The sequence below is a fragment of the Pricia sp. genome, from assembly GCF_041745955.1.
Taxonomy (GTDB): domain Bacteria; phylum Bacteroidota; class Bacteroidia; order Flavobacteriales; family Flavobacteriaceae; genus Pricia.
In genome coordinates, this window is sequence record NZ_JBGTHY010000064.1 from 1 (window position 1) to 3429 (window position 3429).

Below are 3429 nucleotides of genomic sequence, written 5' to 3' on the forward strand. Positions count from 1 at the left end.
GCATTCATATTCTGGCAAATGCCGTCTTTGAACTTATAATCAAAATACAGCTCGTTGTCGATAATCTCGGCATCGAAATAATAGTTTTCGATTTGGGGGGATTCTTTGGCGACCTCGCACAGACTCAGATCATGGGTCGCGATGATTCCAGTGGATTTTGACCTGACCAAACGCTCGACAAATTTGCGGCTTCCCTTTGCCTTGTCGGTGCTGTTGGTGCCTTTCAGTATCTCGTCCAACACGATAAAATAACGGTCTGTCTCTATTTCATCGACAATGAACTTCAAGCGTTTCAGTTCTGAAAAGAAGTATGACTCGTCGTCGGTCAGCGAATCGGTCGTGCGCATACTGGTTATCAGTTTTATAGGGAAATATTCAACCGAGGATGCACATACCGGAAGCCCCACATTGGCCATCATAATCTGTAGCGAGACAGTCCGAAGAAAGGTGCTTGTCCCTGCCATATTGGCTCCCGTGATAATAAAAAACTGCTCCTTTTCTATTTGGAAATCGTTCAGGATACTTTTTTCAGGATGTAACAAAGGATGACCGGCTCCCTCGGACTTCAGCACCATGCCTCCATCGGATAAAATAGGATATGAATATATAGGATGGTTGAACGCAAAGTTGCCCAAACTGTTATAGGCGTCAAAAAAGGCAATGGCGTCGAACCATTTTTCGACCGAGCTTCCGTGTTTTTGAATCCACTCTTCAGCCTGATAGCAATGGGACATGGTGCGTAAAAAAAATCCGTTGCCAAAAATCTCATATACAAAGTTATTACCCTTTTCCAAATTGTATAATAGTCTTGAGAACCGTTTGGTAATTTCAGAGGTTTTCCCCTTGTCCGTCAGTACATCCTGCTTCATAGACCTCAATATTTCGGAGGTGAATTCGGTATCTTCGATTTGTGTCAACAGTTGGTTGTATTGCTGAAAAGTACTTTGCATTTCTGAGGCATACTCTTCCAAATTCTTAATTTTTTTAGAGTAAATGAATTTAATGCCCAACCCCAAAATCCACCAAATGACCACTATGGATTCTGGAACTAAATCGATTAAATAAAGAGTGAATATTGCAATGGACATAGCCGAAAAAACCCAAGGAAGAATTTTCATTACCTTGGGAACAAAATTTTTATATTCCTTAAGCCATTCTATAATTGCTACAGTTCCGATTTTAGCCTTGGCCAAAGAAGCTATGGCCGAGAAGTTTTGCCGCCATTCGGGCTTCTGCGCGAGTTCTTTTATAGCTCCCTGTTTTTGGAGGATGTTTTCTATGGAATTTTCCTTCAGCAATCCGGCAAAGGTTTCGCTGCCTTGTTGCAGGGCCGTTCGGTTGGCATACTGGTAGAAGGAACCCCTTCCGAAGAGGTCGATATCCTGACTGAAATAATGTAGTGGATCTTTAAATGCATCCCCTTCTGGAAGGTCGAGAAAATCGCGCCTCAAAACCTTTACTTCGGTCTCGTTGATTTGGATAAGTGCATTCAGCCTATCCCGCTTATATTGCAAGTCGGAGTGTCTGGAAACCAAGAACAGAAAAAGCACGATAGCCAGTAGTATGATCGCCAGTACCCATTTGGTATTGCCGAATACCAAATAAATGCCCAGTCCCGCAACGCAAAAAACCGCGAGACGGATCATACTCGAGGCGAAAAGCAGCTTTTTTATTTGCGATAGTTCCGCTCCGTATTTCTTGATTTCATTGGTGTAAAAGGAAGTCAGATCTTGCATGCGGCATTTCTTGTTTTAAGAAGGCCAAATATAGGTCTTTCGTTTCAGCTTCCCCGCATGGCATTGAGCATCGCAATTTGTCCTACCTCTCATTATCTAAGCGCATTCAATTCCGTCTTTAACTTTTGAGTAAGCTTGGCAACCACTAAATCATACGAACGATCGAGCAGTTCAATAATCAGCTTGGGCGGAAGATTATCCAAATAAAGCGTGTTCCAGTGCGTTTTGCTCATGTGATATCCAGGAATGATAAATCCATCATGTTCTTCCCGGAGTTCGATGGCCCGTTCGGGATCACATTTTAGGTTTACCTGTGGCGGTAGTCTTTCCAAGGCACACAAGGCAAACATCTTGCCCATGACCTTAAAAACCAAGGTATCGGGACCGAAAGGAAGTTCTTCGGTCACGCCTTTTTTGACGATGCAGTAGTTTCTGAATGCTTCTATGTTCATGCGCTTCTAGGATTCGTCATTACTGAACACCCTGGGAATCGTAGACCAAGACCTTCTCCCACAAGTCCTCCGATTCTTCGATGAAAACCTTGTGTGGCGGTTCGTCTTGATAGTTCTGTTGTGCTTCGGCCGATTCAAAAGTAAGGATCAATGAATAGGTGAACGATCCATCCACCACATTTCGGCTCGCCTTCGGGGGCTTACCGATGAATGTCGTCTTGGCGTATGCCGATTTGTCCAGAAACTTTTTAAGCGATGTCTCGAATGCCTTCCGGTCTTCATGACTGTCAGGGTTTTTTAACCAAAAAAATACCGTGTGGGCGAAATGTGGGTCGAATTCTTTCATAGGTAATGTTCTTTTGTTGTCATTGCCGCTTTCGCGGGAATCTGTTTCAGTTTGGCCATAGGCCGTTAGGGCCAAGGCTAAAAATAGTAATGTAGTGCCAATAGTTCTCATAAATTTTAATTTTGTCATTGCAAGGGTCGGCCAAGCCATATAGACGTTATGACCGCTAGCCAGTGATGCGTGTTCCTAATTACTTTTCCAATAGTTCCTTCTGTTTTTCCGTGACCTCCAAAGCCGAGTAATCCAGTTTCCAGCCGATGGTTTCAACGATTTTTTCGATCAGGAGCACGGCCTGCAGGGCTTCCCTTTGGGCGGTTTCCATCAATCCGCTTTCGGGCACTTTTTCACGAATATGCTGCTTGGCTTCCTTGTTCAGCAAAGTAAGGTCATCCGAGGAAAAGAAATTGAACATGCCGCTCCGAATATCATAAAACTGGATATCAGGCTCGATGGACAAAATCTCCGGCCGGGGAAACTTCCTCATAATAATCTTTTTACTCTCATTGTCGGCCGTCAGTTCCACTTTCTTGAGGTCATAACCGATCTGCACCTTGGCATTGATGATCAATAAGGCCTTTTTCTTACTGCCCACCAAGCTCATAAAATATTCCCTGATATTCTCATACTTGTAAATTTCGGCAAACTCCCCCTCTACGGATACGAGCTTACAGACACTCCGGATTTTTTCTAAAAGTACGGTGGACTGATGGTTCGTAATTTCCTTCCTTTTCTTCTTTCGCAAAAATGTGTAGACCCAATACGTCAAGATTGCACCGAGTGCAAGGCCTAGAAATGTGTCGAAAATGGAATCCATGGGCTAAATATAAGGAAGTTCGGGCGAATCGCCTTGCGCTATACGCGAATCGTTGTGCGCAGAAAGATTTGGTATGTCACG

Annotated in this window: 4 protein-coding genes; all 4 read right to left on the reverse strand. The window is 43.8% G+C overall.

The features are described 5' to 3' along the window. Positions 1 to 1736: DNA mismatch repair protein MutS (locus ACEW8S_RS02080; RefSeq protein WP_373516529.1), on the reverse strand; the 1736-nt coding region annotated here is incomplete at its 3' end. Between the two features lie 92 nt (positions 1737 to 1828). Continuing rightward, positions 1829 to 2188 (reverse strand): MmcQ/YjbR family DNA-binding protein, encoded by a 360-nt coding sequence (locus ACEW8S_RS02085; protein WP_373516530.1) that lies wholly within the window; start codon positions 2186 to 2188, stop codon positions 1829 to 1831. 19 nt (positions 2189 to 2207) lie between these two features. Then, positions 2208 to 2645, reverse strand: coding sequence for a Dabb family protein (locus ACEW8S_RS02090; protein ID WP_373516531.1), 438 nt, complete (start codon positions 2643 to 2645; stop codon positions 2208 to 2210). 79 nt (positions 2646 to 2724) lie between these two features. Next, the gene (locus ACEW8S_RS02095; protein WP_373516532.1) at positions 2725 to 3348 is read right to left on the reverse strand and encodes a DUF4230 domain-containing protein; all 624 of its coding nucleotides are present in this window, start codon (positions 3346 to 3348) and stop codon (positions 2725 to 2727) included. Positions 3349 to 3429: the final 81 nt, after the last annotated feature.

Excerpts from the sequence above, each read along its gene's own strand:
- ACEW8S_RS02085 (WP_373516530.1), bottom strand. The coding sequence starts at position 2,188 with ATGAACATAGAAGCATTCAGAAACTACTGCATCGTCAAAAAAGGCGTG.
- ACEW8S_RS02090 (WP_373516531.1), bottom strand. The coding sequence starts at position 2,645 with ATGAGAACTATTGGCACTACATTACTATTTTTAGCCTTGGCCCTAACG.
- ACEW8S_RS02095 (WP_373516532.1), bottom strand. The coding sequence starts at position 3,348 with ATGGATTCCATTTTCGACACATTTCTAGGCCTTGCACTCGGTGCAATC.